At 71.3% G+C, this 25,386-nt stretch carries 25 protein-coding genes; 4 read left to right on the forward strand and 21 right to left on the reverse strand.

The window, feature by feature from the left end:
- Positions 1-13: 13 nt before the first annotated feature.
- The 7 genes from ACFC1K_RS18805 to ACFC1K_RS18835 form a co-directional block, all read right to left on the reverse strand.
- On the reverse strand, positions 14-1,408 hold the full coding sequence (locus tag ACFC1K_RS18805; RefSeq protein WP_375872780.1) for a pyridoxal phosphate-dependent decarboxylase family protein: 1,395 nt from the start codon (positions 1,406-1,408) through the stop codon (positions 14-16).
- Between the two features lie 60 nt (positions 1,409-1,468).
- Positions 1,469-2,260: an SseB family protein gene (locus tag ACFC1K_RS18810; RefSeq protein WP_375872781.1), complete on the reverse strand. Its 792-nt coding sequence runs from the start codon at positions 2,258-2,260 to the stop codon at positions 1,469-1,471.
- Positions 2,244-2,990: a bifunctional 1-(5-phosphoribosyl)-5-((5-phosphoribosylamino)methylideneamino)imidazole-4-carboxamide isomerase/phosphoribosylanthranilate isomerase PriA gene (priA, locus tag ACFC1K_RS18815; protein ID WP_045297251.1), complete on the reverse strand. Its 747-nt coding sequence runs from the start codon at positions 2,988-2,990 to the stop codon at positions 2,244-2,246. The genes ACFC1K_RS18810 and priA overlap by 17 nt, the downstream gene beginning before the upstream one ends.
- A gap of 72 nt (positions 2,991-3,062) precedes the next feature.
- A complete protein-coding gene (gene hisH / locus ACFC1K_RS18820; protein ID WP_375872782.1) occupies positions 3,063-3,734 on the reverse strand; it encodes an imidazole glycerol phosphate synthase subunit HisH in 672 nt (223 codons plus the stop codon).
- Positions 3,731-4,339, reverse strand: a complete 609-nt coding sequence (gene hisB, locus ACFC1K_RS18825) for an imidazoleglycerol-phosphate dehydratase HisB (protein WP_310289914.1) — start codon at positions 4,337-4,339, stop codon at positions 3,731-3,733. Before hisB ends, hisH begins: the two co-directional genes overlap by 4 nt.
- Positions 4,336-5,430 carry a histidinol-phosphate transaminase gene (locus ACFC1K_RS18830; protein ID WP_375872783.1) on the reverse strand — a complete coding sequence of 365 codons (1,095 nt, stop codon included), beginning with the start codon at positions 5,428-5,430 and terminating at the stop codon, positions 4,336-4,338. The genes hisB and ACFC1K_RS18830 overlap by 4 nt, the downstream gene beginning before the upstream one ends.
- 58 nt (positions 5,431-5,488) lie before the next feature.
- A complete protein-coding gene (locus ACFC1K_RS18835) occupies positions 5,489-5,899 on the reverse strand; it encodes a LysM peptidoglycan-binding domain-containing protein (protein WP_375872784.1) in 411 nt (136 codons plus the stop codon).
- Between the two features lie 263 nt (positions 5,900-6,162).
- Here ACFC1K_RS18835 and lexA point away from each other — a divergent pair, with 263 nt between their 5' ends.
- Positions 6,163-6,843: a transcriptional repressor LexA gene (gene lexA, locus ACFC1K_RS18840; RefSeq protein WP_310289909.1), complete on the forward strand. Its 681-nt coding sequence runs from the start codon at positions 6,163-6,165 to the stop codon at positions 6,841-6,843.
- A gap of 110 nt (positions 6,844-6,953) precedes the next feature.
- The gene (locus ACFC1K_RS18845) at positions 6,954-8,474 is read left to right on the forward strand and encodes a hypothetical protein (protein WP_375872785.1); all 1,521 of its coding nucleotides are present in this window, start codon (positions 6,954-6,956) and stop codon (positions 8,472-8,474) included.
- Here ACFC1K_RS18845 and metE read toward each other — a convergent pair.
- A complete protein-coding gene (gene metE / locus ACFC1K_RS18850) occupies positions 8,471-10,807 on the reverse strand; it encodes a 5-methyltetrahydropteroyltriglutamate--homocysteine S-methyltransferase (RefSeq protein WP_375872786.1) in 2,337 nt (778 codons plus the stop codon). The genes ACFC1K_RS18845 and metE overlap by 4 nt on opposite strands.
- A 94-nt stretch (positions 10,808-10,901) precedes the next feature.
- The gene (locus ACFC1K_RS18855; RefSeq protein WP_375872787.1) at positions 10,902-11,864 is read right to left on the reverse strand and encodes a methylenetetrahydrofolate reductase; all 963 of its coding nucleotides are present in this window, start codon (positions 11,862-11,864) and stop codon (positions 10,902-10,904) included.
- Positions 11,865-12,137: 273 nt separating this feature from the next.
- Here ACFC1K_RS18855 and ACFC1K_RS18860 point away from each other — a divergent pair, with 273 nt between their 5' ends.
- Positions 12,138-14,072 (forward strand): prolyl oligopeptidase family serine peptidase, encoded by a 1,935-nt coding sequence (locus tag ACFC1K_RS18860; protein ID WP_375872788.1) that lies wholly within the window; start codon positions 12,138-12,140, stop codon positions 14,070-14,072.
- A 24-nt stretch (positions 14,073-14,096) separates the two neighbouring features.
- Here ACFC1K_RS18860 and hflX read toward each other — a convergent pair whose 3' ends face one another.
- Positions 14,097-15,614: a GTPase HflX gene (gene hflX / locus ACFC1K_RS18865; RefSeq protein WP_375872789.1), complete on the reverse strand. Its 1,518-nt coding sequence runs from the start codon at positions 15,612-15,614 to the stop codon at positions 14,097-14,099.
- A gap of 115 nt (positions 15,615-15,729) precedes the next feature.
- Between hflX and ACFC1K_RS18870 the strand changes: the two genes are divergently transcribed.
- Entirely contained in the window at positions 15,730-16,386 is a 657-nt protein-coding gene (locus ACFC1K_RS18870) for a class I SAM-dependent methyltransferase (RefSeq protein WP_375872790.1), read from the forward strand.
- Between the two features lie 6 nt (positions 16,387-16,392).
- On the opposite strand, the gene dapF is transcribed toward ACFC1K_RS18870, so the two are convergent.
- From dapF to pgsA, 11 genes are all read right to left on the reverse strand, one after another.
- A complete protein-coding gene (gene dapF, locus ACFC1K_RS18875) occupies positions 16,393-17,265 on the reverse strand; it encodes a diaminopimelate epimerase (RefSeq protein WP_310289889.1) in 873 nt (290 codons plus the stop codon).
- A gap of 46 nt (positions 17,266-17,311) precedes the next feature.
- Entirely contained in the window at positions 17,312-17,734 is a 423-nt protein-coding gene (locus ACFC1K_RS18880; RefSeq protein WP_310289887.1) for a GNAT family acetyltransferase, read from the reverse strand.
- Positions 17,731-18,648, reverse strand: a complete 918-nt coding sequence (miaA, locus tag ACFC1K_RS18885) for a tRNA (adenosine(37)-N6)-dimethylallyltransferase MiaA (RefSeq protein WP_375872905.1) — start codon at positions 18,646-18,648, stop codon at positions 17,731-17,733. The genes ACFC1K_RS18880 and miaA overlap by 4 nt, the downstream gene beginning before the upstream one ends.
- Positions 18,649-18,682: 34 nt before the next feature.
- Positions 18,683-20,248 (reverse strand): tRNA (N6-isopentenyl adenosine(37)-C2)-methylthiotransferase MiaB, encoded by a 1,566-nt coding sequence (gene miaB / locus ACFC1K_RS18890; protein WP_375872791.1) that lies wholly within the window; start codon positions 20,246-20,248, stop codon positions 18,683-18,685.
- A gap of 127 nt (positions 20,249-20,375) precedes the next feature.
- Positions 20,376-21,368, reverse strand: a complete 993-nt coding sequence (locus ACFC1K_RS18895; RefSeq protein ID WP_375872792.1) for a phosphotransferase family protein — start codon at positions 21,366-21,368, stop codon at positions 20,376-20,378.
- A gap of 68 nt (positions 21,369-21,436) precedes the next feature.
- Entirely contained in the window at positions 21,437-22,300 is an 864-nt protein-coding gene (locus tag ACFC1K_RS18900) for a regulatory protein RecX (RefSeq protein ID WP_375872793.1), read from the reverse strand.
- Positions 22,300-23,349, reverse strand: coding sequence for a recombinase RecA (gene recA / locus ACFC1K_RS18905; protein WP_045297268.1), 1,050 nt, complete (start codon positions 23,347-23,349; stop codon positions 22,300-22,302). The genes ACFC1K_RS18900 and recA overlap by 1 nt, the downstream gene beginning before the upstream one ends.
- A 259-nt stretch (positions 23,350-23,608) precedes the next feature.
- Positions 23,609-23,833 (reverse strand): DUF3046 domain-containing protein, encoded by a 225-nt coding sequence (locus tag ACFC1K_RS18910; RefSeq protein ID WP_310289874.1) that lies wholly within the window; start codon positions 23,831-23,833, stop codon positions 23,609-23,611.
- Between the two features lie 19 nt (positions 23,834-23,852).
- A complete protein-coding gene (locus tag ACFC1K_RS18915) occupies positions 23,853-24,161 on the reverse strand; it encodes a helix-turn-helix domain-containing protein (RefSeq protein ID WP_167039351.1) in 309 nt (102 codons plus the stop codon).
- A gap of 168 nt (positions 24,162-24,329) precedes the next feature.
- Positions 24,330-24,815, reverse strand: a complete 486-nt coding sequence (locus tag ACFC1K_RS18920) for a CinA family protein (RefSeq protein ID WP_375872794.1) — start codon at positions 24,813-24,815, stop codon at positions 24,330-24,332.
- Complete coding sequence (pgsA, locus tag ACFC1K_RS18925) at positions 24,812-25,384, reverse strand: CDP-diacylglycerol--glycerol-3-phosphate 3-phosphatidyltransferase (protein ID WP_375872795.1); 573 nt, start codon at positions 25,382-25,384, stop codon at positions 24,812-24,814. Before pgsA ends, ACFC1K_RS18920 begins: the two co-directional genes overlap by 4 nt.
- Between the last annotated feature and the right edge of the window lie 2 nt (positions 25,385-25,386).

Here is a 25,386-nt window from a genome sequence, read left to right on the forward strand (position 1 = left end):
CGGGTCGCGGGGCTCACGCCTCGAGTCCCAGGGCCGCCGCGCCGCGCGCGACCGCGTCGACCGTGCGGCGGACCGCCTCCGCATCGGTGCCGTGGTTGCTCACCGAGAACCGCACCACCGTGCGTCCGTGCCAGGTCGAGGATGAGGCCCACACCGTCCCCTCGGCGCGCAGCCACTCCCCCAGCGCCGCGGTCGATGCATCGTCCCTCGCGGCGAGGCACACCTGCGTGAACACGACGTCGTTGAGCACCTCGAGCCCGGGAATCGTCCGGAACCCCGCGGCGAGGGCGGTGGCAGCATCCGTCAGTCCGTCGACCAGTCGGGCGACCCCCTGACGGCCGAGCGACCGCAGCGCGGCCCAGACCGGAACCCCGCGCGCCCGGCGCGACATCTCGGTGACGTGGTCGTAGGGGTCGGCGACGCCGGCCATCTCGGGGAGATAGGCCGCGTGCGCGCCGAGGGCCGCGGTCATCGCCGTCTCGTCGCGGACGATCGCGACCCCGCAGTCGTAAGGGACGTTGAGCGTCTTGTGGGCGTCCGTCGCCCACGAGTCCGCATGCGCGACCCCCTCGACCAGGTGCCGCGATCGCGGGCTCGCAGCGGCCCACAGTCCGAACGCACCGTCGACGTGCACCCACGCGCCAGCGAGATGCGCCACTTCCACGGCCGCGACGAAGTCGTCGAAGGCGCCGGAGTGCACGTCGCCCGCCTGCAGGGCGACGATGGCGGGGTCGTCGCCGTGCTCGTGCAGCGCCCGCACCAGCCCGTCGACGTCGATCCGGCCCTGCGCGTCCGCGCCGACTGTTCGGGGAGCACCGAGCCCCGACATGCGTCCCGCGAGGACGACCGACGTGTGCACGGCGTCGCCCGCGAAGAACCGGACGGGCGGCAGATCATGCAGTCCGGCAGCGGGGTCGCCCCCACGTTCGCGGACGAGGGCGTCGCGGGCGGCGATCAGACAGGCCAGATTCGCGCCCGTGGCGCCGGTCGAGAAGCCGACTCCGCTGTCGGGCGGCAGCCCGAGGACGTCGAGGAGCCACCGTGCGGCGGTCTCCTCCACGGCAGCCGTCGCTCCGGCGACCTGACGTGGCCCCGTGTTCTGGTCCCAGGCCGACACGAGCCAGTCCGCCGCGAGCGCCGCCGGGTAGGTGCCACCGGTCACAAGGCCGTAGAAGCGCGAAGAGCCCATCGCCAGGAGACCCGGTTCCGCGGCAGCCACGAGCTCCGCCACGACGGAGGTCGCGTCGCTGGGCTCATCGGGCAATTCGGCTGCGAAGCGATCGCGGACCGCATCGGCATCGAGCTCGGGGCGGATCGGGCGCTCGTCGAGCGAATCGAGCCACGCCATCGCGTGGCGGTGCGCCGTGTGCAGCGCCCGCCCGTAGTCACTCCTCGCCCCGTGCTCCATCCGCCACCTCCGCGGGGCCGATCATCCACCGGCCGGCCGGGGGCCGCAAGGGCTCGTCCGTCAGGCGCGGACGAGCTTGACCGTGAGGGAGTCGACCAGGACGGCGATGCGGTCATCGGCCGCCCACCGCTTGGCGAGGCGTGCGAGCACCGCGTCGAGCTCGGCCTTCTCGAGCCCGTCCATCAGGTGCAGGCGGACCACCAGCTCGGGGCCGCGCAGTCGCGCATCGGGGTCGCCGGCCTCGACGGCGAGGTCGATGACCGACAGCTCACCGCCGATGCTCTCGTGGAGCCCCGCCACGACTTCGGGCGACAGGAAGCTCGGCTCCCACGGGAGGCCCTGGCCGATCGCCCACACGGCGGGGCGCCGGATGACGAACTCGGTCTCGGACGCCGGATCCACCACGATGAGGTCGGTGTCGTCGGCCGCAGCAGACAGGGCGGTGCGGACGCCGTCGGCCGGAACCGGCCGGGCCGCGGCATCCCATCGCCTCATCGTGTCGACCGACGTGAAGACGGGCAGCACGCGACGGCCGTCGGGAGCGGCCACCGTGACGATGGAGAGCTCCTGCGTCTTGTCGACCTCGAGACCGTGCGCCCCGATGCCGTGGTCGCCCATCTCGGCGACGAGCGGGATCAGCAGGCGCGCCGCCCGGTAGGCGTCGACGACCTCGCGCTGACCGCCCGTTCCCGCGCGGAACGCGGTGAGCGCGGCGAGCAGCGCCGGATCGGCCGAGCCGTCGTCGGAGGAGTGCGCGTTCGCCTGGAAGCTGCGACCCTCCCACGGCACGCCGGCGGAGTCGCCGCCGTGCGCGTGGCCGTGGTGGCCGTGGGGGTCAGTGTCCGGCGACATCCAGCGCCTCGGCGAGCGTGAAGGCTCCGGCGTACAGCGCCTTGCCCACGATCGCGCCCTCGACGCCGAGCGGGACGAGGTCGCGCAGTGCCGCGATGTCGTCGAGGCTCGACACGCCGCCCGAGGCGACGATCGGCTTCGGGGTGCGCGTGGTCAGCTCGCGCAGGAGGTCGAGGTTCGGGCCCTTGAGGGTGCCGTCCTTCGTGACGTCGGTGACGACGTAGCGGCTGCAGCCGGCCGCTTCGAGGCGGTCGAGCACGGTCCACAGGTCGCCGCCCTCGCGCGTCCAGCCGCGCGCGGCGAGCGTCGTGCCGCGCACGTCCAGGCCCACGGCGATCGCGTCGCCGTAGCGGCCGATGACGTCGGCGGCCCACTCGGGGTTCTCGAGCGCCGCGGTGCCGAGGTTGATGCGCGACGCGCCGCTCTCGAGGGCCGCCTCGAGCGTGCGGTCGTCGCGGATCCCGCCTGAGAGCTCGACCTGCACGCCGCGGACCTGCTTGATGACCTTGCGGAGCACGCCGGCGTTGCTGCCACGACCGAACGCGGCGTCGAGGTCGACGAGGTGGATCCACTCGGCACCCTGCCGCGCGAAGTCGAGGGCTGCGTCGACGGGGTCGCCGTAGCTGGTCTCGGTGCCGGCCTCGCCCTGCGTCAGGCGGACGGCCTTGCCGTCGGCGACATCGACGGCGGGCAGGAGGACGAGCTTGGGTGTGGACGCGAAATCGTTCATGGATCCTGACTCAGACGTGGGGAAGCTGTGGGGCGGATCACGGAAGCACGCGCTCCCGCAGACGGCACGGTCTCAGAGGGTAGCCCCGCCGAGGCCGTCGATCCAATTCGTGAGAAGACGGATGCCGGCATCCCCGGATTTCTCCGGGTGGAACTGCGTGGCCGACAGCGGCCCGTTCTCGACCGCGGCGAGGAACGGCGTGCCGTACTCGCACCACGTCAGGACGGGCTCGGGGAACGGCGGCTGGACGTCGAGCAGCCACTTCTGCGCACCGAACGAGTGGACGAAGTAGAACCGCTCGTGCTCGATGCCCCGGAAGAGGCGCGAGCCCTCGCCCGGCTCGACGGTGTTCCAGCCCATGTGAGGCAGCACGGGGGCGTCGAGCTCGGTCACGACGCCCGGCCACTCCCCCATGCCCTCGGTGTCGACACCGCGCTCCACGCCGCGCTCGAAGAAGATCTGCATGCCGACGCACACGCCGAGCACCGGGCGGCCGCCGGCGAGCCGGCGTTCGATGAGCTCGTCGCCGCGGCTCGCGCGCAGCGCCTCGGCCACCGCGCGGAACGCGCCGACACCGGGCACGAAGAGCCCGTCGGCGTCCATGATCAGACCGCGATCGGAGGTCAGCCGCGCGTCGGCGCCCGCCGCGACCAAGGCCTTGACCGCGGAGTGGACATTGCCCGACCCGTAGTCGAGGACGGCGACGAGCGGCTTCTCCCGCTCGGCGGGAGCGCTTTCGGTCACAGGGCGCCCTTCGTGCTCGGGATGCCCTCGACGAGCGGGTCGAGCGCCTTCGCCTGGCGGAACGCGCGGGCGAACGCCTTGTACTCCGCCTCGGCGATGTGGTGCGGGTCGCGCCCCGACAGCACGCGGACGTGCACGGTCAGTGCCGCGTTGAAAGAGATGGCCTCGAAGGTGTGTCGCACGAGCGAGCCGGTGAAGTGGCCGCCGATGAGGTGGTGCTCGAAGCCGGCGGGCTCGCCGGTGTGCACCAGGTAGGGGCGGCCGCTGATGTCGACCACGGCCTGCGCGAGCGCCTCGTCGAGCGGCACCAGAGCGTCGCCGTAGCGCGAGATGCCCGACTTGTCGCCGAGGGCCTCGCGGATCGCCTGGCCGAGCACGATCGAGATGTCTTCGACGGTGTGGTGGGCGTCGATGTCGGTGTCGCCCGATGCCCGCACGGTGAGGTCGGTGAGCGAGTGCTTCGCGAACGCGGTCAGGAGGTGGTCGAAGAACGGCACCGTGGTGTCGATGCGGCTCCGGCCGGTGCCGTCGAGATCGAGCTCCAGCTCGACTGTCGACTCACTCGTCGCCCGGCGCAGCGAGGCGGTACGTGGTGCGGCGCTCATGCCGCCGATCCTACCGAGGCGAGGGCGTCGAGGAATGCGGTGGTCTCGTCCGCGGTGCCCGCGGTGACCCGCAGGTGCGACGGGATGCCGACGTCGCGGATGAGCACCCCCTCGTCGTACAGGGCCTGCCAGGTGGCCGCGGGATCGGCCACACCGCCGAACAGCACGAAGTTCGTCCAGGACTCGTGGGGCGTGTAGCCGAGCGCCTCGACCGTGGCCGAGATGCGATCGCGCTGGGAGACGATCTCGTCGACCATGCCCAGCATGACCGGAGCATGACGCAGCGCGGCGGACGCCGCCGCCTGAGTCAGCGCGCTGAGGTGGTACGGCAGGCGCACGAGCCGCAGTGCGTCGATGAGGGCGGGATCGGCGGCCAGGTAGCCGACGCGCGCCCCGGCGAACGCGAAGGCCTTGCTCATGGTGCGCGACACGACCAAGCGCTCGCGCCCGGGCAGCAGCGTCAGCGCCGAGCGCTCGTCGTGCGGGGCGAACTCGAAGTACGCCTCGTCGACGATGACGATTCCGTCGGTCGCCTCGTACACCGCCTCCACGACGTCCAGGCCGAGAGGGGTCCCGGTCGGGTTGTTCGGCGAGCACAGGAAGATCACGTCGGGCGAGGCGTCCGCGATCTGGGATGCCGCGTCTTCGGCGTCGATCGTGAAGTCGGCCGATCGGGTGCCCGAGATCCATTCCGCACCCGTGCCGCGCGTCAGCAGCGGATACATCGAGTACGTGGGCGTGAACCCGAACGCGGTACGCCCCGGCCCTGCGAAGGCCTGCAGGATGTGCTGCAGCACCTCGTTCGAGCCGTTCGCGGCCCAGATCTGGTCGCGGGTGAGGCCGTGACCGAGATAGTCGGCGAAGCCCTCGCGCAGGGCGGTGAACTCGCGGTCGGGGTAGCGGTTGACGTCGCGCAGAGCGAGTGCGATCGAGTCGAGGATGTCGTCTGCGACCTCGGCCGGAACCGGATGCGTGTTCTCGTTGACGTTCAGGGCGACCGGAAGCGGTGCTTGCGGGGCGCCGTAGGGCTTCTGCCCCCGGAGGTCGGCGCGCAGGGGGAGATCTTCGAGACGTGCACTCACCCATCCCATGGTAGGCCCGTGCGTCGGGACGCCCTCGCCGCGTGACGCCGCGCGACGCACCGCGGGATCAGCGGTCGTAGGCCGCCGGGATCGCGAGACGCTGGCCCGCCTGCACGAGGACGGTGTCGAGGGCGTTCAGCCGCACGAGCTCGTCGACGACGTCGCGCGGGTCGCGGTCGGGGGCGACCTCTTCGGCGATCGTCCACAGCGATTCGCCGGGCGCGACGGTGACGGTGCTGAACGAACCGGCGGGAGCGCCCGCGTCGCGCGAGGCGAGCGCCGCGCCGCCGCCGAGCACCGCGACGCTCAGGGCGATCACAGCCGGAAGAGCGGCCAGCACGGCGAGCACGCGACGACCGCGCATCGTCAACCGCAGACGCGTTGATCGTCCGGCCACGGCACGCGTGGCGCGCTGGGCTGCGGCGCCGGCGGCGCGGGCCGGCGACGGGACGGACGTCGTGAAGTCGATCGCGGTCATGCTCGTCTCCTCCTGATGGGGAGAGATTCGCATTCTCCACTCGGCCGGGAGTGAAGAATACGAACCTCTCTTCCGAAGCTATCTTCGAGTCTGTACGATGTCAATACCGGGTTCCGACGTCGATCTCTCGAACGCGACACGCGGCGAGGTTGCCACCTCAACGCCGGGGATCCGGATACGGTTTCGATACGAGAACCCCACCACGGGCCTCCGACATTCGAAGAAACAGCGCTCGGCGGCCGAGCGCAGGACGGAGCCGGAAGATGAGCGACGCGGCCGGGCGAGAGAAGCCCCAGACCCGCCGGCGCAAGAGCCTGAGCGAGAAGCAGCTCGCGATCCTCGAAGTGATCCAGCGCTCGATCGCCCGCCACGGCTACCCGCCCAGCATGCGCGAGATCGGCGATGCGGTCGGCCTCAAGTCGCTGTCGAGCGTCACGCACCAGCTCAACCAGCTCGAGCTGAGCGGTTACCTGCGGCGCGACGCGGGCAAGACCCGCGCCATGGAGGTCCTCATCGACCTGCCCGGGACCGCCACCGAGAGCCCCGCCGACGCCGCGCCGTCGGTCGGCGACGCCGCGCTCGTGCCGCTGGTCGGCCGCATCGCCGCGGGCGTACCCATCACGGCCGAGCAGCAGGTGGAGGAGATCTTCCCCCTCCCGCGCCAGCTCGTCGGCAAGGGCGACCTGTTCATGCTCAAGGTCTCCGGTGAGTCGATGATCGACGCCGCGATCTGCGACGGCGACTGGGTCGTGGTGCGATCGCAGGCCACCGCCGACAACGGCGACATCGTCGCCGCGATGCTCGACGGCGAGGCGACCGTGAAGACGTTCCGCCAGCGCGACGGCCACACCTGGCTCCTCCCCCGCAACTCCGCGTTCGAGCCGATCCTGGGCGACGACGCCACCGTGCTCGGCAAGGTCGTCGCGGTGCTGCGCGCTGTCTGACGCTTTCGGGTACGCGTCGGGTCACGTCTTCGACCACCGTTCAGGCACAGTTCGACACCAACCGGTGCGGTGGGTGGCGGTGGATCACGACCAGGCGCTATAAGGGGGGAATGACCGCCGCAACGCCCTCGCTCGACGTTTCCGACCTCCAGGCGCGTCTGGAGGCGCTCGAGGCCGAGAACGCGCTGCTCAAAGCGGGCACGGAACCCGCACCGGCCGCGGTCAGGGCGGCGAGCCGACCGGCCGGCAGCGGCTGGCGCGCGTTCTTCTCCGCGCTGTGCATCGTGATCGCGTCGATCCTCGTCCCGATCTCGATCGTCACCGCGTGGGCGCGGCTGGAGCTCGTCGACGAGGCCGCGTTCGTGCAGACGCTGGCCCCGCTCGCCGACGACCCCGCCGTGCAGCAGATGATCATCGTCGAGACCGTCGAGGCCGTGCAGGCCCAGGTCGATTTCGAGGAGCTGACGGCCAACGTCTTCGACGGCATCGATCAGCTCGGGCTGCCGCCGCGCGCATCACAGGCCCTCAAGCTGCTTCAGGCACCGGCCGCGGAGGGACTCCAGAACCTCCTCACGCAGACCGTCACGCGCGTCGTCGAGTCGGACGCCTTCGCCGACACCTGGACGGCGACCACCCGCGCCGCCCACCGCGCCCTGACCGCCGCGGCCACGTCCGACGGCGGCGGCATCGTGGTGATGAACGACCAAGGCCTCGGCATCCAGCTCGGGGCGATCGTCGAGCGCGTCAAGCAGAACCTCATCGATCGCGGCGTCGGCATCGCGCAGCTGATCCCGGCCGTCGACAAGGTCATCATCATCGGCACCGGCGACACCCTCGTGACCATCCGCACCACCTACGCCCTCGCCACGGCCCTGGGCTGGTGGCTGCCGATCATCACGATCGGGCTCTTCGTGCTCGGCATTCTCATCGCGCGCCGCCGGAGCACGGCGGTGCTCGGCTCGGGCATCGGGTTCGCGCTCGGCGGCGGTGCTCTGGCGATCGCGTTCGCCGTCGGATACCCGGTCATCGGGCAGACGGCCGCACAGCTCGGCCTCTCGGTCACGGCGCTCGACGTCGTGTACCAGAGCCTCGTCGGCGCGATGCAGCAGACCGCGGCCATCGCCGTGCTGCTCGGCGTCGTCATCGCGATCCTCGGCTGGTTCGCCGGACGCTGGACGCCCGCCGTGCGCTCACGCCAGGCCGTCGCGAGCCTCAACGCGTCCGCACGCCGGCAGCTGGCGAGTCACGGCTTCGGCACCGGACGCTTCGGCGGCTGGCTCTACCGCTACCGCACCCTGGTGCGCACGCTCATCATCGTCCTCGCCGTCATCTGGCTGTTCGCGCTGCGACCGCTGTCGGCCGGCGACGTCTTCCTCGTGCTCATCGTCGCGCTCGTCGTGACCTGGATCCTCGAGCTGCTGCAGGTCCGCCCCGACGAGGCGGTGGCGGTCGCGGAGGCCGTCGATGCCAAGGACGCCGACGTCGACGGCACCGCCGACACCCTCGTCATCGACGCCGACTCGGTGGTCGTCGAGGACGACAACGACACGGAGGTCATCCCCGACGCCGGGGATGCCTCGACCGGCGCATCCGCGCCCGCCGAGGCATCCGGGAAGAAGCCCCGCGCCTAGAGGCTGACGCCGACGCGCTCCCGCACGAGTCCGGTCGCCTCGACGAGATTCCGAAGCGATGCGACCGTCTCGTCGTACCCCCGCGTCTTGAGCCCGCAGTCGGGGTTGACCCAGACGCGCCGCAGGGAGAGCTCGCCGACCGTGCGGTCCAGCAGATCGGTGATCTCGTCGACCGAGGGCACGCGCGGCGAGTGGATGTCGTAGACGCCCGGGCCGATCCCGGCCGCGAAGCCCGACGCCCGGATGTCGCCGATCACTTCACCGCGGCTGCGGGCGGCCTCGATCGAGGTCACGTCGGCGTCGAGGGCCGCGATCGCGTCGATGACCACGTCGAACTCCGAGTAGCAGAGGTGGGTGTGCACCTGCGTCGCCGGCGCGGCACCCGCGGTCGCGAGGCGGAACGAGCCGACCGACCACTCGAGGTAGGCGGGCTGGTCCGCCGCCTTGAGGGGAAGGAGCTCCCGCAGCGCCGGCTCGTCGACCTGGATGACGCGGATGCCCGCGCCCTCGAGGTCGGCGATCTCATCCCGCAGCGCCAGCGCCACCTGGTTCGCCGTCTCGCCGAGCGGCTGGTCGTCGCGGACGAACGACCACGCCAGGATCGTCACCGGCCCGGTCAGCATGCCCTTCATGGGCTTGTCGGTGAGCGACTGCGCGAACGTCGACCACGCGACCGTGATCGCCGTCGGTCGTGACACGTCGCCCCACAGGATCGACGGCCGCGTCGCACGCGAGCCGTATGACTGCACCCAGCCGTTCTCCGTCACCGCGAAGCCGTCGAGGTTCTCGGCGAAGTACTGCACCATGTCGTTGCGCTCGGCCTCGCCGTGCACGAGGACGTCGAGGCCGATGTCCTCCTGGAGCGTCACGACGCGCGCGATCTCGTCGCGCAGGAACCGCTGGTACTCGTCGGCACCGAGCTCTCCGCGGCCGTGACGAGCCCGCGCCCGGCGGATGTCGCCGGTCTGCGGGAACGACCCGATCGTGGTGGTGGGCAGCACGGGCAGCGCGAGCTCGGCATCCTGCGCCGCGACGCGGGCGTCGTAGTCGCCGCGCTCGAAGTCACCGGCGTCCAGCACCGCGGCCCGCTCGCGCACGGCGCCGTCGCGCACCCCGGGTGCGCTGCGACGGTCCGCGAGGGCGGCGGATGCCTCGGCCAGCGGCTCGGCGATGGCCTCGCGGCCCTCGACCAGGCCGGTGGCGAGCGTCACCACCTGCGCGACCTTCTGGTCGGCGAACGCGAGCCACGACGCCAGCCGCGGGTCGAGCGCGGACTCGTCGGCGACGTCGTGGGGCACGTGCTGGAGCGAGGTCGAGGTACCCGCGCTGATCTCCGACGCGCCCACGGCGCTCAGCGCCTGCAGGCGCTCCCATGCGACATCGAGGTCACCGCGCCAGACGTTCCGTCCGTCGACGACGCCGCCCACGAGGGTCTTGCGGTCGAGGCCCGGAACCGCGTCGGGCACCGCGCCCCGGGTGAGGTCGATGGCGATGGCCTCGATCGGGGCCGCCGCGAGGGCCGTCCACGCCTCCGGCGACAGCTGCGCGTACCCCGCCGCGACGAGGATCGCCGGGCGGTCGCCGCGAACGCCCAGCGCGGCATACGCGCGGGCCGCGGCATCCGCCAGCACGACCGCGTCCGCAGGCAGGCTCTCGCTCACCAGGGCGGGCTCGTCCAGCTGCACCCACTCGGCGCCCGCGGCGCGAAGGGCGGACAGCAGCTCGGCGTACACCGGCAGCAGGTCGTCGAGACGGCTGAGCGGGTCGAAGCCCTGGGGGGAGGCATCCGTTGCCTTCGCGAGAGCGAGGAGCGTCACCGGGCCCACGATCACGGGTCGGACGGTGAAGCCGTCGGCCTTGGCCTCGGCCACCTGGCGCGCGAACCGGTCGCTCGAGAGGGAGAAGACCGTCTCGGGGCCGATCTCGGGCACGAGGAAGTGGTAGTTCGTGTCGAACCACTTGGTCATCTCGAGGGGGGCATCGTCGCCCGCCCCGCGTGCGGCGGTGAAGTACGCGTCGATCCCGATCGCGCCGTCGGCGTCGCGCAGCGCGGCGAACCGCTCGGGCAGCACCCCGACGGTCACGGCCGCGTCGTGCACCTGGTCGTAGAACGAGAAGGACTCGGGGATCGACGAGTCGTCGCGGCCGAGGCCGAGGCCTGCGAGGCGCTCCCGCGTCGCGCGGCGCAGACCGGCCGCGGTCTGCTCCAGGGTCTCCGCGTCGGCGGTGCCGGCCCAGTACGCCTCTACCGCGCGCTTGAGCTCGCGGCGGCGCCCGATCCGGGGATAGCCCAGGATCGTGCCGTGGGGGAAGGTGCTGCGAGGTTCGGTCATCGTGCTCTCTCTTTCGCTTCGTTCATCTCGGAGTGGGGGGTTTCGGGGTCGCCGAAGAGACCCGTCGGGCATCCGACGGATCGCGGCGTCCGGGTCAGCGGACGGCGTCGGGCATTCGCGCGGCGGGGTCGAGCACCCCGGCTTGGCTCAGCACGTCGAGGACCGTCTCATGGTTGTTGAACGCGTACAGGTGGACGCCGGGGGCGCCCCCGTCCACGACCTGCCGCGCGAGTCGCGCGGCGTGCGCGACCCCCACCTCCCGCTGCCCTTCGACGGTGGGCTCGATGTCGAGCGCGATGGCGAGGTCCGCCGGCAGCTGCTCCCCCGTCAGCTCGAGCACCCGGCGCAGCCGAGTGGGCGAGGTGATCGGCATGATGCCGGGGAGGATCGGGATCGTGACGCCTGCTTCGCGCGATCGCTGCACGAATGCCAGGTAGTCGTCGGCGTGGAAGAACAGCTGCGTGATCGCGAGCGTGGCGCCGGCCGCCTGCTTCGCGAGCAGCGCGTCGATGTCTTCGAACGGATGCCTCGACCGCGGGTGGCCGTTCGGGAACGCCGCCACGGCGATGTCGACGCGGGGGCGCTCCGCCAGCCGCACCGCGCCCGGCACGCCGGGGATGGGCGCTTCGCTGTAGGGCTCACGCTCCGCCTGCACGCAGTCGATCAGCTGCACGAGCTGCGCCGCGCTGTCGAGATCGCCGAGGAAGACGTCGTCCTCCGATACGCCCGCCGGCGGATCCCCTCGGAGTGCGAGGAAGCTCGTGATCCCGGCATCCAGGAATTCCCGGATCAGCGCGTTCGCGCCGGCGTAGGTGTTCCCGACGCACGTGAGGTGGGCGAGGGGCTCGACGTGGGTCTCGCGCAGGATGTGGGTCAGCAGCTCGAGGGAGCGGCCGCCGGTGGAGCCGCCCGCTCCGTAGGTCACCGAGATGAACCGCGGGTCGACTGACGCCAGGTGGCGGATCGTCTCGTGGAGGGCGGCGACCCCCGCGTCGGAGCGCGGCGGGTACACCTCGAAGGAGATCGGCACGGGAGGAGTGCTCAGGTCGATCGACATGGCCTGCTTCTCAGGGATCGGCGGACAGGGCTGAGCCGTACGGGAAGGCCCGATCGGCCGCGGCACCTCCACCGCCGGACGGCGGAAGGGGTGTCATTCGCGGGCGGGTGCCGGGCTCGGCTGTCGCTCCTGCCCGGGCCCCGAGGTTCGGGGCGTCCGTGAGGACGACCGGGCGACGATTCGTCCACGGTAGCGGAGCGCGCCCCCGCGGTGTCGCCTGTGACGTTCTGTTTCGATCGCGGCTTCCGGGGGCTTCGTCGTACCGTGGTGTGCGTGACGACACCCGACGTGCGCCCCTACGGCAGCTGGCCCTCCCCCATCTCCGCCGCGGAGGTCTCCGCGGCCTCACCGCGTCTGGAGGGCGCGCGCTTCGTCGGCGCGGACGAGCCGGAAGTGTGGTGGGGCGAGTCCGTGCCCGAAGAGGGCGGCCGCTCCGCAGTGCGCCGGAGGGCGGCATCCGGAGCCGTCGTCGATGTGCTCCCCGCACCGTGGAGCGCCAGATCGCGCGTGCACGAGTATGGCGGCGGCTCGTGGACGGCCGACGACGACGGCGTGCTGTACTTCGTCGAGAAGACCGACCAGCGCGTCTGGCGGCTCGAGCCGGGCGGTGAGCCGCGCCCGCTCACGCCCGAGGCCGGCGACGTCCGCTTCGGCGGCCTGACGCTGCAGCACGGCCGCCTGCTCGCCGTGCGCGAGGACCACACCCGGGGCACCGCGGTTCCGGCTCGCGACATCGTGGACGTCCCACGCGACGGCAGAGCGGATGCTGCGCGCCTGAGCTCGCTCGCGAGCGGCAGCGACTTCGTCGCCCACCCCGCGCTGTCGCCCGACGGCTCGCGTCTCGCCTGGATCGCGTGGAACCACCCCCACATGGCCTGGGACCGCGCGGAGCTGCGCGTCGGCCGACTCGATGGCGGGGACGGCCCGGAGTGGACCACGGTCGCCGGCGGCGGCTCCTCGCCGCTGCAGCCCGAGTGGGTCGACGACGACGATCTCGTCTACGCCGACGACCCGACGGGCCGCTGGAACCTGTGGCGGCTGCGGCTCACGGCCGACCTCCACTACGAGCCGATCGCTGCCGTCGATGCCGACACCGGCGGGCCGCTGTGGGTGCTCGGCACGCGGTGGTTCACGCTGCTCGCCGACGGGCGCATCGCTGCAGTGCAGACGAACGGCGCGGAGGAGCTCGTCGTGCTCGACACCGCCGACGGGCGCCGCGCGCTGCCCGTCGACGCGGTGACGCGCCTGTCGATCGAGGACGCCCGCGGCACTCGGGTGCTCCTCTCGGGCGCCGGCTCCGGCGGCGCAGGGCTCTGGGAGGTCGACGTCGACGATCCCGCGGCGGCACAGCTCGTCGTCGGTGGTGCGTCACCGTGGGGAGCCGCGTGGATGCCGCGCTCCCGCCCGATCACCGTGCCCGGGCCTCACGGGCCCGTGCACGCCTTCGACTACCCGCCGACGAACCCGGGAGTCGTCGGACCCGACGGTGAGCGGCCCCCGTACGTGGTGTTCGTGCACGGCGGTCCGACCGATCACGTGGGCGGCGCAGCATCCGGGAAGATCGCGTACTTGACCAGCCGCGGAATCGGCGTGCTCGACGTCAACTACGGCGGCTCCAGCGGCTACGGCCGCGCCTATCGTGAGCGCCTGCTCGGGCAGTGGGGCGTCGTGGACGTCGACGACGTCGTGGCCGCCGCCCGCGGACTCGCGGAGGCGGGCACCGCCGACGGGGCCAGGCTCGCGATCGCGGGTGGCTCGGCGGGCGGCTGGACGGTGCTGTGCGCACTGACGAACTCCGACGTGTTCGGCGCCGGCATCAGCCGGTACGGCGTGGCGGACCTCCGCAAGCTCGCCGAGGACACGCACGACTTCGAAGCCCGCTATCTCGACGGTATGGTCGGGCCGCTGCCCGAGGCCGAGGAGCTGTACGTCCAGCGGTCGCCGCTGTCGCACCTCGATCGACTCCGCACACCGCTGCTGATCGAACAGGGCCTCGACGATCGCGTCGTGCCTCCGTCGCAGTCCGAGGCCGTGCGCGACGCCCTCGCGGCGAACGGCGTCGCCCACGCCTACCTCGCGTTCGAGGGCGAGGGGCACGGCTTCCGCAGCGCGACGACACTCGTACGGACCATGGAGGCCGAGCTCGGGTTCCTCGGCCAGGTGTTCGGCTTCGAGACGCCGGGAGTGCCGCCGCTCGAGCTGGCATAGCGGCTCGAGCGGCGGCTCGCGTTCTCAGACCGCGAAGGGGGCGAGGCGTGCAGCGAGGTGCTCGCCCACACGGGCGTGCACGGCGGTGCCGCCCTCCTCGTGCTCCTGCGCGAGGATCATCCCCTGCTCGTGGATCGCCGAGACGAGGTCGCCGCGGTCGTAGGGCACGAGCGCCCGCACCTCGACCGCCGGCAGCGGCAGCGTCTCCTCGATGAGGGCCCGCAGCTCGTCGATCCCCTCGCCGGTGCGGGAGGACGCGAACACCGCCTTGGGCTCGAGTCCGCGCAGCAGCAGGCGCGCGTCGTCGTCGATCAGATCGGCCTTGTTGAAGACGATGAGCTCGGGGATGTCGCGGGCGCCGACGTCGCCGATCACGTCGCGCACCGTCGCCAGCTGGGCGGCCGGGTCGGGGTGCGAGCCGTCGACGACGTGCACGATGACATCGGCGCCGCCGACTTCCTCGAGCGTCGAGCGGAACGCCTCCACCAGCTGGTGAGGCAGGTTTCGCACGAAACCGACAGTGTCGGTGAGCGTGTAGATCCGGCCGTCGTTCGTCTCGGTGCGCCGCACCGTGGCGTCCAGCGTCGCGAACAGGGCGTTCTCGACGAGCACACCCGCGCTCGTGAGGCGGTTCAGCAGCGACGACTTGCCGGCGTTGGTGTACCCGGCGATCGCGACCGACGGGATCGTGTTGCGCTTGCGCTCGGCCCGCTTGGCGTCGCGCGCCGGGGCGAAGTCGCGGATCTGCTTGCGCAGCTGCGCCATGCGCGTGCGGATGCGGCGACGATCGAGCTCGATCTTCGTCTCACCGGGGCCGCGCGAGCCCATGCCGGCACCGCCCGCGCCCACCTGGCCACCGGCCTGGCGGCTCATCGAGTCACCCCAGCCGCGCAGGCGCGGGAGGAGGTACTCGAGCTGCGCCAGCTCGACCTGGGCCTTGCCCTCGCGGCTCTTCGCGTGCTGGCTGAAGATGTCGAGGATCACCGTCGTACGATCGATCACCTTGACCTTGACGACGTCCTCGAGGGCGCGCCGCTGGCTGGGCGCGAGCTCGGTGTCGGCGATCACGGTGTCGGCGCCGACCGAGGCGACGATGTCGCGCAGCTCCTCCGCCTTGCCGCGACCCACGTAGGTCGCGGGGTCCGGGTGGGGACGCCGCTGCAGCACGCCGTCGAGCACGACGGCACCGGCGGTCTCGGCCAGCGCCGAGAGCTCGCGCAGCGAGTTCTCGGCATCCTCCGTCTCGCCCTGCGCGTGCACGCCGACCAGCACGACGTTCTCGAGTCGCAGCTGCCGGTATTCGACCTCGGTGACGTCTTCGAGCTCCGTGGAGAGCCCGGGGACGCGCCGGAGCGCGGCGCGCTCCTCGCGATCCCACTGCTCGCCGTCGGTGTCGGTGCGCCCGATCGTTGCCTCGTCCTGGAGCGCCTGAGCGGCTCCGAAGACGTGCACCCCCGAGCGCGCTTCGGCGCGCGCCAGCACGCGATCCACCGGGTCCACCGGCGTCTCGTCGGTGCTCTGGGGTGTCGTGGTATCCGTCATGTGTTCCTTCGCTTGTTGCGGTGGATGCCGTTTTCCGCCGCTCATCGGCCGGTTCGCGGCATCCGTGAATTCTAGCTTCCCGTTGTGCGGAGCACCTCCGCTAGGCTCGTCAGCCATGGGGAGTGACCACTATTTCAGTGCGACACCCGCCAGTCCCGAGAATCTGCGCCGCATCCGGGTCACACTGTCCGGTCGCGATCTCGAGGTCACGACTGCCGGGGGCGTCTTCAGCCCCGATCACGTGGACTCGGGAACCGCGGTGCTGCTGTCGAACACTCCCCCGCCTCCGGCGAGCGGGAACTTCCTCGACCTCGGGTGCGGGTGGGGACCGATCGCACTCAGCCTCGCGCTCGACGCGCCGCACGCGACGGTGTGGGCCGTCGACGTGAACGAGCGTGCGCTCGACCTGGTGCGTCGCAACGCGGCGGCACTCGGGCTCGACAACGTCAACGCGTCGCTGCCCGATGATGTTCCCGACGACATCCTGTTCCGCACGATCCGGTCGAACCCGCCCATCCGCGTGGGCAAGAACGAGCTGCACGGCCTGCTCGAGCGCTGGCTCCCCCGGCTCGACGAGCGCGCGGACGCGTGGCTCGTGGTGCAGCGCAACCTCGGCTCGGATTCGCTGCAGCGCTGGCTCGCCGCGACGCTCGACCGGCGCTTCACTGTGCACCGTGCGGCGACGGCCCGCGGCTTCCGCGTGCTCAAGGTGCGCCGCCACGGCTCACCGCCGAGCGAGCCGATCGACCTGCCCGAGCTGCCCGTGGGCTGAGCTGCGCTACGCGAGCGTGACCTCGCCGGTGTAGACGAGCGTCGCGGGTCCCGACAGGAGCACGTGCCGCGCACCGTCGACCTCCGGCATCCGCACGCCCAGCGTGCCGCCGGGGACCTCGACGACCCAGTGATCGGGTGCCGCGGGACCGGCCCAGTGCCGCACCGCAAGCGCCGCGGCGGCGACACCGGTGCCGCAGCTCAGCGTCTCGCCCACCCCGCGCTCGAACACGCGCATGCGGATCGAGCCGACGCCCTCGTGTACGAGCGGGTCGCTCGGGACGACGAACTCGACGTTCGCGCCGTGCGGAGGCTCAGGCTGCAGCAGAGGCTGCGCGGCGAGATCGAGTCCCTCGAGCTCCGCGTCGTCGGGCAGCGCCACGACGACGTGGGGGTTGCCGACGTCGATCCCGACACCCGGACGAGGAGCGCCCCCGCCGCGCGTGCGCACGAGCACACCGGAGTCGTCGACGACGAACGGGCCGAGGTCGACCTCGTACCCGCGGTCGCTGCGCGTGACGGTCTTGGTACCCGCGCGTGTGCCGACCTTGAGCGGGTCACCGTCGACGTCGGCCCAGCCGACGTCGACGAGGTAGCGCACGAAGACCCGCACGCCGTTGCCGCACATCTCGGCCTTCGAACCATCGGCGTTGCGGTAGTCCATGAACCATTCGGCTCCGGATGCCGCCGCCTCGGCGCCCTCGTCGATGGCGCTCGCGCGCACCACGCGCAGGATGCCGTCGCCGCCGATCCCGAAGCGCCGGTCGCACAGCACCGCGACCTGGTCGTCGCTGAGGTCGAGCGCGCCGTCGGGGTCGGGGACGATCACGAAGTCGTTGCCGGTGCCGTGGCCCTTGGTGAACGCGATCGTCTGCGGCATCGCACCAGTCTACGGGCGGGATCCGAGGCCCCGGGCCCGGGCCGGCTCAGTCGGCGATGAGGCGCTTGCCGGTGTTCCACGTCTCGAACGGCTCGTAGCCGAGCGAGTCGTAGAACCCCCGTGCGATCCCGTTCTCGGGCCGCACCATGAGCTGCACCTTCGGGCAGCCCATCTCGGTCAGAAGCTCCTCGGCTTCGGCGACCAGTTTGCGTGCGATCCCCTCGCCGCGCCGGTCCGGCGCGCTCGCGAGGTAGTAGAGCCAGCCGCGGTGGCCGTCGTAACCGGCCATGACCGTGCCGACGATCGTCCGGTCGTCGACAGCGACGAGGAACAGCTCCGGCTGCACGGAGAGCTTGCGGCGGATGTCCTGGTACGGGTTGTTCCACGGCCGCGTGAGCCCCGTCTGCTGCCACAGCGAGACGACAGCCTCGGTGTCGGGGAGATCGAAGGCCCGGATCGCGATGCTCATGACCACGAGTCTGCCAGGGCGGTGGCATCGGTCTCCGGATCCACCCACCGCAGATCGTCGTAGCGCTTGAACCACGACACCTGGCGTCGGGCGTAGCGGCGCGTCAGCGCCTGGGTCTCGGCGATCGCCTCGGCCTCGGTCATCTCGCCCGTCAGCTGCGCGAGCGCCTGCGCGTAGCCGATGGCTCGTCGCGCCGTCACACCGCGTTCGAGACCCTGCGCACGGAGCGCCCTCACTTCGTCGAGGAGCCCGTCCCGCCACATCGCCTCCACGCGCGCATCGAGGCGGACCACGAGCTCGTCGCGAGGCACGGCGACGCCGACGATGCGGGTGTCGGGGTACCAGAGGACGGGCGCGTCGGGCAGCATCGCGCCGTGCGTGCGCTCACCGAGCTCGAGCACCTCGAGCGCGCGCACGATGCGGCGGCCGTTGCGCGGATCGACCTTGGCCGCCGTCGCGGGATCCCGTTCGCGCAGGCGGGCGTAGAGGGCGCCGGGGCCGTGCTCGTCGAGCTCCGCCTCGAGCCGGGCGCGGAGCTCCTCGTCGCGTGGCGGGAAGCGGAAGTCGAAGAGCACGCTCGACACGTACAGCCCGGAACCGCCGACCAGCACCGCGTCGGCGCCGCGACCGTGGATCTCGCGGATCGCGGTGCGCGCAGCATCCTGATACCAGGCGACCGCGGCGTCATCGGTGACGTCGAGCTCGTCGAAGAGGTGATGAGGGATGCCTCGGCGCTCGGCCTCGGGAAGCTTCGCGGTGCCGATATCCATGCCGCGATAGAACTGCATCGCGTCGGCGTTCACGATCTCGGCGGGGCGGCCACCGGCCGCGAGCGCTTCGGCGAGCTCGAGGGACAGCGCGGTCTTGCCCGTCCCCGTCGCACCGACGACGGCCCACAGGCGCGGCGGCGTCACTTCGGTGTCGTCGGCCGGGGCGTCCACGGAGGGCTCAGACGCCGACGCGCAGGGTCGGCAGCCCGAGCGATACCGCGCGCGGTGCCCCTGCGGAGCCCGTCGAAGAATCGCCCGCGGGCGCCGGGATGCCGCACGACTCGGCCTGCGAGCGGTCCCACGCGTCGCCCGAGCGCGTCCGGCGGATGCGCAGCGGCGCGCCGTCGACCCCGTCGGCGAGCAGGTGGAACGGAGCGGCGTGCGTCACCACGACCGAGACGACGTCGCCGGGGCGCGGGATCTCGGAGCCCTCGGGCACCTCGAAGTGCACGAGGCGATTGTCTTCGGCCCGGCCGGTGAGGCGGTGGGTCTCGGCGTCCTTCTTGCCTTCGCCGGTCGAGACGAGCACCTGCAGCTCGCGGCCGAGCTGCTTCTCGTTCTCTTCGCGCGAGATGCGCTCCTGCAGGGCGGCGAGGCGCTCGTAGCGCTCCTGCACGATCTCCTTCGGCACCTGATCGGGCATGGTGGCCGCCGGGGTGCCCTCGCGGATCGAGTACTGGAACGTGAAGGCGCTGGCGAACCGCGCCTGCTCGACGACGCGCATCGTGTCCTCGAAGTCCTCGTCGGTCTCGCCCGGGAAGCCCACGATGATGTCGGTCGTGATGGCGGCGTCGGGCATCTGGGCCCGCACGCGATCGAGGATGCCGAGGAACTTCTCGCTGCGATACGACCTGCGCATCGCCTTGAGGATGCGGTCGCTGCCCGACTGCAGCGGCATGTGGAGCTGCGGCATGACGGCCGGAGTCTCGGCCATGGCCTCGATGACGTCGTCCGTGAACGCGGCGGGGTGGGGGCTCGTGAAGCGGATGCGCTCGAGGCCCTCGATCTCGCCGGCGGCGCGCAGCAGCTTGCCGAACGCCTGACGGTCGCCGAACTCGACGCCGTACGAGTTGACGTTCTGGCCGAGGAGGGTGACCTCCATCGCTCCGTCGTCGACGAGGAGGCGGATCTCGTTCAGGATGTCGCCGGGGCGGCGGTCCTTCTCCTTGCCGCGCAGGCTCGGCACGATGCAGAACGTGCAGGTGTTGTTGCAGCCCACCGAGATGGACACCCAGCCGCTGTAGACGCTGTCGCGCTTGGTGGGGAGCGTCGACGGGAAGATCTCGAGCGACTCGAGGATCTCGAGCTCGGCCTCGCCGTTGTGGCGCGCACGCTCGAGCAGGCTCGGCAGCGATCCCATGTTGTGGGTGCCGAAGACGACGTCGACCCAGGGCGCCTTCTGCTGGACGACGTCCTTGTCCATCTGCGCGAGGCAGCCGCCGACAGCGATCTGCATGCCCTCGTGCTTGTCCTTGCGGGACTTGAGGTGACCGAGTGTGCCGTACAGCTTGCCGGCGGCGTTGTCGCGCACGGCGCACGTGTTGATGACGACGACATCGGCCTCTTGGCCCGCCTCGGCGCGGACGTAGCCGGCGCTCTCGAGCGAACCGGAGAGGCGCTCGGAGTCGTGCACGTTCATCTGGCAGCCGAACGTGCGCACCTCATAGGTGCGCGCACGCCCGTCGACATCGTGCGCGGCCTCGGAGGGCGCGATGAGAGTCGGGGTGGCGGAAGGGGAAGACATGATCCCGCCATTCTACGAGCCGTCCGCATGCACGGAGGCTGGCAGTGGTCCCCACGCCCCCTCCCGGCGGCGCTGGCGCGCCGGCGGGAGCCTCCGGGAGCGTGGGCCCAGCTGCGTCCCCGGCCGGTCAGGAAGCGGTCGAGGTCGCCGCGAGCCGATCCAGCGCGAGGGCCAGGTTGGAGCGCGCTCCGTTCTCGTATCCGACGGCCCACTCCCCTTCGTAGCCGCGCATCGTGGGCTCGACCGCGAGCACGAGCGAGAAGTACAGCCGCGACAGCTGGAGGCGCGTCGGACCGGTCGGCGTGGCGAGCTCACGGCTGAGGACACCGCCGGCTGCCGCGTCGCCCGCGAGCAGGTCGGCGTTCGGCTCGCCAGTGCCGAACTGATCGGCGCCGACGAGCTCGTGCAGCGGGTCGCCCCAGAGCGTCCGCTCGGTGTCGATGATCCCGACGACGTCGAGGGTATCGGGATCGATGAAGACGTTGCCCTCCCACAGATCGGTGTGCACCACCGCGGCGCGCGTGACGGTGTCGAGGGCGTCGGCGTGGGCGGCGACCACCGCGCGCACGCGCTCCGCCGGAAGCACGACCTGCCACCGCTCCGCGTCGGCGAGCACGGCCTCGATCATCAGGACGAAGGCCTCACGCCAGGTGGCGGCGCTGAGCCCGGCATCCGCCGCCGGGTAGCCGAACGACGGTGCGTCCACCCGATGCAGGCTCGCCATGACCGCGCCGAGGTTGCGCCGCACGACCGCGGTCTGCGCCTCGTCTAGCTCGCGCCCGAGCCACGGCACACCGGGAAGGTGCTCGGCGACGACCAGATCAGCGTCGAGCAACTCGCGCGTGAAATCGGTGTGGAGCACACGCGGCACGGGCACTCCGCTTCTCTCGAGCATGCGGTATGTGAGGGCTTCCGTGCCGAGCAGTCCGAGCTCGTAGGTCAGGAACCGGGATGTGTCGGCACCGACGATCTTCGCGACCGCACGGCGGCCGTCGTCGAAGTGGAGCCGGAACGCGGTCGCGAACATCCCGCCCGACAGCGGTTCCGCCCACGACAGACGCCCCACGGGCGCGACGAGGTCGGTCAGCTGCGCCTCATCGACGAGGAACTTCGTGAGCATCCGCTTACCCTAGCGGCGCGCGCGGGCCTCCTTCGCGGCATGACACGGGCGGGCTCGAGCGGTGGCCGTCAGTCGAATCGCACGCGCCCGGTGGGACGCATCGATTCGTCCAGCGCCTGCCGGGCAGCGTTGAGCGCCGCCGAGCCTCCGTAGCCGCGTCGCGCCAGCTGGCCTGCGAGACGACGAAGCGCGACGTCGCGCTCGAGCCCGCGCATGGAGCCCGCCTTGGATCGCGCGAACTCGAGCGCCCGTTCTGCGTCGTCGTCGGGCAACTCCGCCAGCGCCGCATCGGCGATGTCGCGCGGAATACCCCGCTTCGCGAGGCTCTGCGAAAGCGCCTGGCGTCCTTGTCCCTTGCGATCGACGCCGGCGTGCACCACCTGCTCCGCGAGCCGGGCGTCGTCGAGGTAGCCGCGTTCGAGGAAGGAGTCGAGGATCGCCTCGACGCCTTCGCGGCCGAGCTCGTACTGGCCGAGGTACGTCTTCGCCTCCGATACGGAGACCTGCCGAGCACGCAGCCTCTTCAGCAGGCCGAGCTCGGCCGCATCGGCCGGATCGGTGGCCTCCAGCGCACTTCGCCGACTCGCCCCGGAACGAGCCCGACCGGCGCGCTCGGCGTCGAGGTCGATGGGGCGCTCATCACGCTCATCGCGCTCGGGTGTGTTGTGTGCGGTCGTGTTCGCGCCGCGGCCGTCGTTCCACTCGGTCCGCCACTCAGCCGCAGCAGGTGCCGACGGCGCGGGAGCGGGCGCGGCCCACGAGTCCTGGTTTGCTCGACCCGCGGGGATGCGGTTTTCGAGCTCTTGCCGGACGTCCGCCGCGGTCTTCGGGTACGCCTTCGCGCTGCGGTCGCCGAAGAGCGATGTCACGGGGGCGAGTCCGTCGCTGTTCTCCGCGTCGGACTCGCCGCCGCTGTCGACGAAGCGGACCATCAGGCCGGGCGGCGCGCCGCCAGCTCGTCCGCGACCTCGCCCGTGGCCTTGGGCACGCCGATGCCGAGCTTCGTCTTGATCTTCGTCTCGATCTCGGCCGCGACATCCGGGTTCTTCAGGAGGAAGTTGCGGGCGTTCTCCTTGCCCTGCCCGAGCTGCTCGCCCTCGTAGGTGTACCAGGCGCCGGACTTCTTGACGATGGCGTGCTCCACGCCGAAGTCGATGAGGCTGCCCTCGCGCGAGATGCCCACGCCGTAGAGGATGTCGAACTCCGCCTGCTTGAACGGCGGCGCCATCTTGTTCTTGACGACCTTGACGCGGGTGCGGTTACCGACCGCCTCTGCGCCGTCCTTCAGGGTCTCGATGCGCCGGATGTCGAGACGGACCGACGCGTAGAACTTGAGCGCCTTACCGCCGGCGGTGGTCTCGGGCGAGCCGAAGAACACGCCGATCTTCTCGCGCAGCTGGTTGATGAAGATCATCGTGGTGTTGGTCTGGTTGAGACCACCGGTGAGCTTGCGCAGCGCCTGCGACATGAGGCGCGCCTGAAGACCCACGTGGGAGTCGCCCATCTCGCCTTCGATCTCGGCCTTGGGCACGAGGGCGGCGACGGAGTCGATCACGATGAGATCGATCGCGCCGGAGCGCACGAGCATGTCGGCGATCTCGAGCGCCTGCTCACCCGTGTCGGGCTGCGAGACGAGAAGCGCGTCGATGTCGACGCCGAGCTTCTGCGCGTAGTCGGGGTCGAGCGCGTGCTCGGCGTCGATGAACGCCGCGATGCCGCCGGCGCGCTGCGCGTTGGCGATCGCGTGCAGGGTCAGCGTCGTCTTACCCGACGACTCCGGTCCGTAGATCTCGATGATGCGGCCGCGCGGGAGACCGCCGATGCCGAGCGCGACATCGAGGGCGATCGAGCCGGTGGGCACGACCTCGACGGGAGCGCGCTCGTCGCTGCCGAGGCGCATCACCGAGCCCTTCCCGAACTGCCGGTCGATCTGGGCGAGGGCCGATTCCAGGGCCTTCTCGCGGTCAACGGGTGATGGCATGACGTGCTCCTCAGTGCTCGCGTTCCGTCGCCTGTAGGCTGTCGCGCTCCGCCCCGGTGGGACGGATGCTGCGACAAGGCGTGAGGTGTCGTTCGACGCTGTTCACGTTAGGGAGGGGCTCCGACATCCGTCTTCGCTCCTTCCCGCTGCGTGGAAAACACGCTCTCGACACCTGCTGTGCAGGAGCCTACGCGGATCTCGAACACTTCTTCGATGACACGCCGCGTCGCGGCAGCGGAAACGCGTACCGCCGCGCAGGTCAGCGGCGGCGCGGCTCGAGTCGGCCGACGCCGTACCGGCGGTCGGCGGGAACGTCGAGCTCTTCGCACAAGGCGAGCCACACCTCGCGCGGATCGACCCCGGCATCGATCGCCTCGGCGGCGGTACGACCGCCCACCTTCGACAGATACAGATCCGTCACGACGGCGTTCGCGCGCGCGCCGAACTCGTCGCTCACGGCACGTTGGAACTCACTGCGACGCATATTGGGGAGAGCGGCGTGGTCAGCGCAGCGACAACTCGGCGTCGACCGAGGCCACGAGGTCGTCGGGAACCACGTCGGGGAAGGGCTGGATACCCTCGAGCACCGAGATACGATCGCCCACCTCGCGCATGATCGTCGAGATGGGGACGTCCAGGGCTTCGGCGACCGACGCGAGGATCTCGCTCGACGCCTCCTTCTGGCCGCGCTCGACCTCGCTCAGATAGCCCAGCGCGACGCTTGCACGACTCGCCACCTGGCGGAGGGTGCGCCCCTTCTGCTGGCGGAAATCACGAAGCACTTCGCCGATCTCTTGACGTACCAGGATCATCAGGGCCCCTCCTCACTTCTGATTCCACCGTCGTCCGGGTGCCCAACAGTACAGCACCGGATGATGCCAATCTAATCCCGACAACTGGGCAATGGGTGGGAATCACGGAATGTAACCGAGACGAAACACCATCTGTTCCCGGATCGGATGTCACCATTCGCGGATGCCTCACAGCAGGTTGAGGGCCAGCTCCAGCACGCTCTGCACCGTCGCGGTGCGGATCTCGTCGCGCGTTCCCGACAGAGCGAGCGCCGACACGATGGCCGTCTCGGGCGTGGCGACCGCGATGTAGACCGTGCCCACGGCGTGCCCGTCCTGCGGGTCGGGCCCGGCGACACCCGTCGTCGAGACGCCCACGTCCGCGCGCAGCACACGGCGTGCGCCCTGCGCCATCTCCTCGGCGACCGTGGGGTCCACGGCACCGCGGGCCGCCAGGAGGTCCGCTTCGACACCGAGCGCGGTCGTCTTGAGATCGGTGGCGTAGGCGACGATCCCGCCCCGCACATGCGCGGACGCACCCGGCACATCGATCAGCGTGGCGATGACCCGGCCGCCGGTCAGCGATTCCGCCGCGGCGATCGACCAGCCGCGGAGCTGGAGGACGCGCAGCACGGCGGCTGCGGCATCTGTTCCGTCCGAAGGCTCCTCCGTCACGCATCTCTCCGCTTCGCGCGCGCGGCACGCATCTCGGTCACGATGTAGTCGATGCCGCTCGCGATCGTGAGGATCACCGCGATCGTCATGAGCACCCCGTTGACCCAGAAGATCCAGTCGCCCACCAGGGTCCACAGCGGCAGCAGGGCGAACGAGAGGGCGAGCCCCTGCGCGAGGGTCTTGAGCTTGCCCATCCAGGCTGCGGCCAGCACATGATCGCTCACGACCATGAACCGGTACACCGTGATCCCGATCTCGCGGATGAGCACGATGATCGTGATCCACCACGGCAGCTCGCCGAGGATGGACAGGCCGATGAAGGCGAAGCCGGTGAGCACCTTGTCGGCGATGGGGTCGAGGAGCTTGCCGAGGTCGGTGACGATCTCGTACTTCCGCGCGAGGTAGCCGTCGATCCCGTCGGTCGCGATCGCCACGATGAACAGCGCCGCCGCCCACCACCGCAGGGCGCCGTCCGCTCCCCCGTCGGCCAGGAGCATCCACAGGAAGACCGGCGCGCACAGGATGCGCACGATCGTGATCGCGTTGGGCAACTGCCGGGGGATCGCCATGG

Origin of the sequence: Microbacterium sp. NPDC056057, assembly GCF_042266945.1 — a bacterium.
Lineage (GTDB): Bacteria > Actinomycetota > Actinomycetes > Actinomycetales > Microbacteriaceae > Microbacterium > Microbacterium trichothecenolyticum_C.

Coding starts and splice junctions, on each gene's coding strand:
- ACFC1K_RS18915 (WP_167039351.1), bottom strand. CDS start 24,161: ATGATCCTGGTACGTCAAGAGATCGGCGAAGTGCTTCGTGATTTCCGC.
- ACFC1K_RS18900 (WP_375872793.1), bottom strand. CDS start 22,300: ATGGTCCGCTTCGTCGACAGCGGCGGCGAGTCCGACGCGGAGAACAGC.
- ACFC1K_RS18805 (WP_375872780.1), bottom strand. CDS start 1,408: ATGGAGCACGGGGCGAGGAGTGACTACGGGCGGGCGCTGCACACGGCG.
- miaB (WP_375872791.1), bottom strand. CDS start 20,248: ATGTCTTCCCCTTCCGCCACCCCGACTCTCATCGCGCCCTCCGAGGCC.
- metE (WP_375872786.1), bottom strand. CDS start 10,807: ATGACCGAACCTCGCAGCACCTTCCCCCACGGCACGATCCTGGGCTAT.
- priA (WP_045297251.1), bottom strand. CDS start 2,990: ATGAACGATTTCGCGTCCACACCCAAGCTCGTCCTCCTGCCCGCCGTC.
- recA (WP_045297268.1), bottom strand. CDS start 23,349: ATGCCATCACCCGTTGACCGCGAGAAGGCCCTGGAATCGGCCCTCGCC.
- ACFC1K_RS18855 (WP_375872787.1), bottom strand. CDS start 11,864: ATGTCGATCGACCTGAGCACTCCTCCCGTGCCGATCTCCTTCGAGGTG.
- pgsA (WP_375872795.1), bottom strand. CDS start 25,384: ATGGCGATCCCCCGGCAGTTGCCCAACGCGATCACGATCGTGCGCATC.
- ACFC1K_RS18835 (WP_375872784.1), bottom strand. CDS start 5,899: ATGACCGCGATCGACTTCACGACGTCCGTCCCGTCGCCGGCCCGCGCC.
- ACFC1K_RS18910 (WP_310289874.1), bottom strand. CDS start 23,833: ATGCGTCGCAGTGAGTTCCAACGTGCCGTGAGCGACGAGTTCGGCGCG.
- ACFC1K_RS18830 (WP_375872783.1), bottom strand. CDS start 5,430: ATGGGATGGGTGAGTGCACGTCTCGAAGATCTCCCCCTGCGCGCCGAC.
- ACFC1K_RS18870 (WP_375872790.1), top strand. CDS start 15,730: ATGGGGAGTGACCACTATTTCAGTGCGACACCCGCCAGTCCCGAGAAT.
- ACFC1K_RS18880 (WP_310289887.1), bottom strand. CDS start 17,734: ATGAGCATCGCGATCCGGGCCTTCGATCTCCCCGACACCGAGGCTGTC.
- ACFC1K_RS18895 (WP_375872792.1), bottom strand. CDS start 21,368: ATGCTCACGAAGTTCCTCGTCGATGAGGCGCAGCTGACCGACCTCGTC.
- hflX (WP_375872789.1), bottom strand. CDS start 15,614: ATGACGGATACCACGACACCCCAGAGCACCGACGAGACGCCGGTGGAC.
- ACFC1K_RS18810 (WP_375872781.1), bottom strand. CDS start 2,260: ATGTCGCCGGACACTGACCCCCACGGCCACCACGGCCACGCGCACGGC.
- lexA (WP_310289909.1), top strand. CDS start 6,163: ATGAGCGACGCGGCCGGGCGAGAGAAGCCCCAGACCCGCCGGCGCAAG.
- hisB (WP_310289914.1), bottom strand. CDS start 4,339: ATGAGCGCCGCACCACGTACCGCCTCGCTGCGCCGGGCGACGAGTGAG.
- ACFC1K_RS18845 (WP_375872785.1), top strand. CDS start 6,954: ATGACCGCCGCAACGCCCTCGCTCGACGTTTCCGACCTCCAGGCGCGT.
- dapF (WP_310289889.1), bottom strand. CDS start 17,265: ATGCCGCAGACGATCGCGTTCACCAAGGGCCACGGCACCGGCAACGAC.